General features: G+C 59.1%; 4 protein-coding genes and 1 tRNA gene. 4 read left to right on the forward strand and 1 reads right to left on the reverse strand.

The genetic code is table 11. From position 1 onward, the window contains the following. Positions 1-83: 83 nt before the first annotated feature. Positions 84-701, reverse strand: a complete 618-nt coding sequence (locus ACQ4WS_RS09300; protein WP_436475605.1) for a DUF4136 domain-containing protein — start codon at positions 699-701, stop codon at positions 84-86. A gap of 196 nt (positions 702-897) precedes the next feature. Between ACQ4WS_RS09300 and pepN the strand changes: the two genes are divergently transcribed. The 4 genes from pepN to ACQ4WS_RS09320 all read left to right on the forward strand — a co-directional run. Continuing rightward, positions 898-3,552, forward strand: coding sequence for an aminopeptidase N (gene pepN / locus ACQ4WS_RS09305; protein WP_436475607.1), 2,655 nt, complete (start codon positions 898-900; stop codon positions 3,550-3,552). Positions 3,553-3,584: 32 nt separating this feature from the next. Then, entirely contained in the window at positions 3,585-4,586 is a 1,002-nt protein-coding gene (locus ACQ4WS_RS09310; RefSeq protein ID WP_436475609.1) for a class 1 fructose-bisphosphatase, read from the forward strand. A 116-nt stretch (positions 4,587-4,702) separates the two neighbouring features. Then, positions 4,703-4,778: transfer RNA gene (locus ACQ4WS_RS09315), tRNA-Thr, on the forward strand. A gap of 529 nt (positions 4,779-5,307) precedes the next feature. Then, a partial coding sequence (locus ACQ4WS_RS09320; protein ID WP_436475611.1) for a DDE-type integrase/transposase/recombinase occupies positions 5,308-6,100 on the forward strand: 793 nt, incomplete at its 3' end.

Consider the following 6,100-nt stretch of genomic DNA (forward strand, 5'->3'; position numbering starts at 1 on the left):
GAGAAGCGCAACTGTACGAAGGTACAGTGAGCATCGCAGGCCGTAGATCACGACGCGCAGTAGGTTTTGACTGGCGCTTTCAGTTATTCCACCTTGACTTCGACTTTACGGGGCACGCCGCTCTGGCCGGGGAAGTCGGCAAAGGCGCTGGCCACCATGGCCGGCATCACCTGCGGGGTGGCGCGTTTGTTGCTGGTCGATTGCACGGTCACGTCGTACAGTTTCTTGCCGTTGCGGTCATTGATCGTCACGCGCAATTCGCGTTCATATTTATGGCGCACGCTTTCTTCCAGATCCATCGGACCATACCAGTAGGGGTTGTAACTGAAGCGGCCATAGCCTGGCCACGCGCCGTAGCGGCCAGGCCAGTAGCCAGGGCCATACCAGAATGGATCGGACGCCTGCAGCACGCGTTCAGGATAGTCGACGGTGGAAAACTGCATCGCCACGCGCAAATTGGCTGCCGCCGGGCCGGAAGCTTCGCCGAAGCCGTGCTTGGCCAGTTCTGCGCGCACCAGGTTCTGGTAGCTGCGGTATTCCAGCGTGTCGTTTTCCGCCGCTGGCGCTTCAAACGCATACGATTTGTCCTGCAATTGCGCAGGCCATTCATGGAAGACGGTGACATCGCTGCGTATGGTGGTGGCGCATCCGGTCAGCAACACGGTCAATGCGGCCATCATGATGGTGAGATAACGTTTCATTGCATGACCTCCTGATAGTAGACACAATTCATCGCTTAGTATTATAAGAATAGTTCTATTTGTTTCCATTCATTATTACAGAATGTTACCTGGCATGTCTGAGTGCAAGGGAATCCAACATTCCTGAGCTGAATCGCGACTATCGGGGGCTGGTGTTGGTAAAATAGGCTTTTGCCTCCGCTCCCACCCATTCCCTATGCGCACAGACAGCCCTCAGACGATTTACCGCAAAGATTACACGCCGCCCAGCTTCCTGGTCGACAGCGTCGAACTTGGTTTCGATCTTGATCCAGCCCGCACAGTGGTGGCGAGCCGGATCCGCATGCGCCATAACCCCGCCAGCAGCAGCCGCAGCATCGAATTGCACGGCGAACATATCGAACTGGTGATGGTGCGCCTGAACGGCAAAGTGCTGAAGCCGTCGCAGTACAGGTTGACGGCCGGCATGCTGACCATCCCCAAGGCACCGGACGATGTTACGCTCGATATCGAAACCGTGCTGGCGCCGCAAGACAATACCTCGCTGTCCGGCCTGTACGTGTCGAACCACAATTTCTTCACGCAGTGCGAAGCCGAAGGCTTCCGCCGCATCACCTTCTTCCCGGACCGCCCTGACGTGATGGCCAGGTACACGGTCATGCTGCGCGCCGACAAGGATAAATATCCGGTGCTGCTATCGAACGGCAACCTGATCGAAGAGGGCGACCTCGGTGACGGCCGCCATTACGCCAAGTGGGAAGACCCGTTCAAGAAACCGTCCTACCTGTTTGCCCTGGTGGCGGCGCGCCTGGTGTGTCAGGAAGAGCGCTACACCCTGAAGTCGGGCCGCGAAGTGCTGCTGCAGGTGTGGGTGGAAGAGGGCAACCTCGATAAAACCGACTACGCCATGCAGTCGCTGAAAAACTCGATTCGCTGGGACGAGGAGCGCTTCGGCCTGGAACTGGACCTGGACCGCTTCATGATCGTCGCCGTGGGCGATTTTAATATGGGCGCCATGGAAAACAAGGGTTTGAACATCTTCAATACCAAGTATGTGCTGGCCAATTCGCGCGTGGCGACCGACGTCGATTACGCGGGCATCGAAGCGGTGGTGGGCCATGAATACTTCCATAACTGGACCGGCAACCGGGTCACGTGCCGCGACTGGTTCCAGCTGTCGCTGAAGGAAGGCTTGACGGTGTTCCGCGACCAGGAATTCTCGGCCGACATGATCGGCACGGACACGGGCCGCGCCGTCACGCGCATCGACCAGGTACGCACCCTGCGCCAGGCGCAGTTCCCCGAAGACGCAGGCCCGATGGCGCATCCTGTGCGTCCCGATTCTTTCGTCGAAATCAATAACTTTTACACGGTCACGATCTACGAAAAAGGCGCCGAAGTGGTGCGCATGTATCAGACCCTGGTGGGCCGCGACGGTTTCCGCAAGGGCATGGACCTGTATTTTGAACGCCACGATGGGCAGGCCGTGCAGTGCGACGACTTCCGCGCCGCCATGGCGCACGCGAATGGCCGCGATTTTAAGCAGTTCGAGCGCTGGTATAGCCAGGCCGGCACGCCCATCGTGAACGCATCCACGCGCTACGACGCCGCCAGCCAGAAGTTCGAGCTGACCCTGGCGCAAAGCTGCCCCGCCACGCCGGGCCAGCCGAAGAAACTGCCATTCCACATTCCCGTCACCGTCGGCTTGCTGGGCGCGGACGGCCGCGACCTGCCGCTGCAGATCGATGGCGTGGCGTCGAACGGCACCACCAGCGTCGTGCTGGAGCTGAGCGAAGCGTCGCAAACCTTCCGCTTTACGAACGTGAAGGAATCGCCCGTGCCGTCGCTGCTGCGCGACTTTTCCGCGCCCGTGGTGCTGGAATACGATTACACCGATGCGCAACTGCTGCACCTGTTCCGTCACGACAGCGACCCGGTCAACCGCTGGGAAGCGGGTCAGCGCCTGGCCATGGAGCGCCTGCTGAAACTGACCAGCGCCGTCGCCGCCGGAGAGGCTTTGGCGCTGGACGACACCTTCATCGAAGCGCAGCGCGCCCTGCTGGCCGACGTAACCCTCGATCCTGCCTTCCGCGAGCTGGCCTTGATCCTGCCGTCGGAAACCATCATCGCCGAGCGCATGGCGCAAGTCGACCCGCAAGCGATCCATGCGGCGCGCCAGTTCATGCGCCGCACCATCGCGGCCGCGCTGAAGCCTGAATTGCTGGCGCAATACCACGCCAACCAGACGCCGGGCGAGTACAGCCCGGATGCACTGTCGGCCGGCAAGCGGGCGTTGAAAAACCTGGCCCTGTCGTATCTGTTGATCGCGCCCGAAGCGGCGGAGCTGGACCTGGCGCGGCTGCAGTTCGACAATGCCGGCAACATGACCGACCGCGCCGCGGCGCTGGCGGCGCTGATTCATTCCGGCTCGCAGCCGCATGCGCAGGCGGCGTTGACCAGCTTCTATGCCGATTTCGAGAACGAAGCGCTGGTGGTCGACAAGTGGTTCGCCATGCAGGCAGCCGCGCCAACGACCGGTGTGCAAGCCGTGCGCCGGCTGATGACGCATCCGGCCTTCACCCTGAAAAATCCGAACCGCGCGCGCAGCCTGATCTTCAATTTCACCAACGGCAATCCGTCGCAATTCCATGCCGCTGACGGCAGCGGCTACGCCTTCTGGGCCGAGCAAGTCATCGCGCTCGACGCCCTGAACCCGCAAGTGGCCGCCCGCCTGGCGCGCTCCATGGACCGCTGGCGCCGTTACGTGCCCGCGCTGCAAAGCCACATGCGCGACGCGCTGGAAAAAGTCGCCGGTCAGGTCAGTTTGTCGAATGACGTGATGGAAGTCGTCAGCAAGGCGCTGGCCAATTAACACCGCAATAATCATCAAAACAGAGGGATTTCATGAAACGCATCAGTCTTACGCAATACCTGGTTGAAGAACAGCGCTCGAACAACAGCATTCCGGCCGAACTGCGCCTGCTGATCGAAGTCGTCGCGCGCGCCTGTAAAACCATCAGTCACGCTGTCGGCAAGGGCGCCCTCGGTGAAGTACTGGGTACGGCCGACACGGAAAACGTGCAGGGTGAAGTGCAGAAAAAGCTCGACATCATCTCCAACGAGATTTTGCTCGAAGCGAATGAATGGGGCGGCCACCTGGCGGCCATGGCGTCGGAAGAAATGGAATCGATCCACCCGATCCCGAACCGCTATCCGAAGGGCGAATACATGCTGCTGTTCGACCCACTCGATGGCTCGTCGAACATCGACGTCAACGTCTCGATCGGTACCATTTTCTCGGTACTCAAGGCGCCGGACGGCATGGGGCAGCCGACCGAGCAGGACTTCATGCAAGCGGGCGCCAAGCAAGTGGCGGCTGGCTACGCCGTGTATGGCCCGCAAACCATGCTGGTGCTGACTTTCGGCAATGGCGTGAACTGCTTCACCCTGGACCGCGAGATGGGTTCGTGGGTTCTTACGCAAAGCAATATGCAGATTCCGCCGACGACGAAGGAATTCGCCATCAATATGTCGAACGCGCGCCACTGGCATCCTCCCGTGAAACGCTATGTCGATGAACTGCTGGCCGGCGACACGGGCCCGCGCGGCACCAATTTCAATATGCGCTGGATCGCCTCGATGGTGGCCGACGTGCACCGCATCCTGAACCGCGGCGGCATCTTCATGTATCCGGCCGATTTGCGCGACACCTCGATGCCGGGCAAGCTGCGCCTGATGTATGAAGCGAACCCGATGGCCTTCATCGTCGAGCAAGCTGGCGGCGCGGCCACCGATGGCCAGCAGCGCATCATGGACATCGCCCCGCACAAGCTGCACCAGCGCGTGCCCGTCTTCCTCGGCTCGAAAGACGAAGTGGCCCGCGTCACGGCCTACCACGCCGAGTAAAAAGCCGCACTTTTCCACGATTTTCAGCGGCCCGCAGCCGGGCCGCGAAAAAAATGCAAAAAAGTTCGCGTTGACACTAGCAAATTTTGTGCATTGTTTGTAGAATGTGGGTCTTCGCCGTTGTAGCTCAGTTGGTAGAGCAGCACATTCGTAATGTGAAGGTCGCCAGTTCGATTCCGGCCAACGGCACCAAGTATTCGCAGTAAATCAAAGGGTTACACGCTTCGGCTTGTAGCCCTTTGTCATTTCAGCTTGTGTCTCGCTTGCATGTAGGGCCTGTGTAGGATTTCCAGGGAGGGGGGATTCAGGCGCACACGCTGCGCGCAATACATGATTACTACCAATCCGACGAAGAGCGCGCGAGTATGCGAAAGCTTGGGTAAGGAGAAGCGGCACCATGACGTTCTTCAATGCGAGATGCTACAACTATGGTACAGCGCAGTGCGCAAGATGGGAAATCTGCTCATTGCCGTCTATCTCCAAGCTCTGCTGCTTACCGCTGCCAGACTTGAAGAGCTCGCTGCACTGAAGTGGGCAGACGTGAATTTTCAGTGGTTCAGCATCCTTGATCGCTAAATCCCAGCAATCACTGGCGAGAGGCAGCCAAAGCGATCTAAGTGTCTAGAGTCGTGTGATTATGTACCCCGCCGTAGCTGGCCGCTATTCAAAGCCAGACACGTTTTGCGTACACTGTTGGACAACCTCAATCAGCAGCCTTCTCATGACTCAAGCCCTGCATAGCCGCGCCCGGACAACTCACCTGATCCGAGAAGAAATCAAGAACTCTACGTTGTCCCAGGCCGAGTTGGCCAGGTTGTACAACGTCAGTCGCCAGACCATTCGCAAGTGGCAGGACAGGGACAGCGTTGATGATGTTTCCCATCGTCCCAAAACGATGTACACCACGCTGACGCCCGACCAGGAACTCATCGTCGTGGAGTTGCGCCGCACGCTGCTGTTGCCCACCGATGACCTGCTGAGCATTACCCGCGAATTCATTAATCCGGCCGTATCACGTGCTGGCCTGGGACGCTGCTTACGCCGACATGGCGTGTCCGATCTGCGTGACTTGGTACCGGAACTGCCTGCCGGAACGGCCACCAAGAAAACCTTCAAGGATTACGAACCGGGCTTTTTACATATAGATATCAAGTACTTGCCACAGATGCCCGACGAGCAACAGCGGCGTTATCTGTTCGTCGCCATTGACCGCGCTACACGCTGGGTCTACATGGCAATCTACGCCGACCAAAGTGACTGCAGCAGCGTCGACTTCCTGAACAAAGTGAAACAGGCCTGCCCCGTCAAGATCGTCAAACTGCTCACCGATAACGGCAGCCAGTTCACGGATCGTTTCACCAGCCAGAGCCGCAAGAGGGAACCCAGTGGCCATCATGTCTTTGATCGTCTCTGCAAGCAGTTTGGCATTGAGCATCGGCTGATTCCGCCACGCCATCCACAAACGAACGGCATGGTTGAGCGCTTCAACGGGCGCATCAGCGAGATCGTCGGCC

The sequence above is a fragment of the Janthinobacterium leeuwenhoeki genome (genome assembly GCF_051380795.1).
Lineage (GTDB): Bacteria > Pseudomonadota > Gammaproteobacteria > Burkholderiales > Burkholderiaceae_D > Janthinobacterium.

Excerpts from the sequence above, each read along its gene's own strand:
- ACQ4WS_RS09300 (WP_436475605.1), bottom strand. The coding sequence starts at position 701 with ATGAAACGTTATCTCACCATCATGATGGCCGCATTGACCGTGTTGCTG.
- pepN (WP_436475607.1), top strand. The coding sequence starts at position 898 with ATGCGCACAGACAGCCCTCAGACGATTTACCGCAAAGATTACACGCCG.
- ACQ4WS_RS09310 (WP_436475609.1), top strand. The coding sequence starts at position 3,585 with ATGAAACGCATCAGTCTTACGCAATACCTGGTTGAAGAACAGCGCTCG.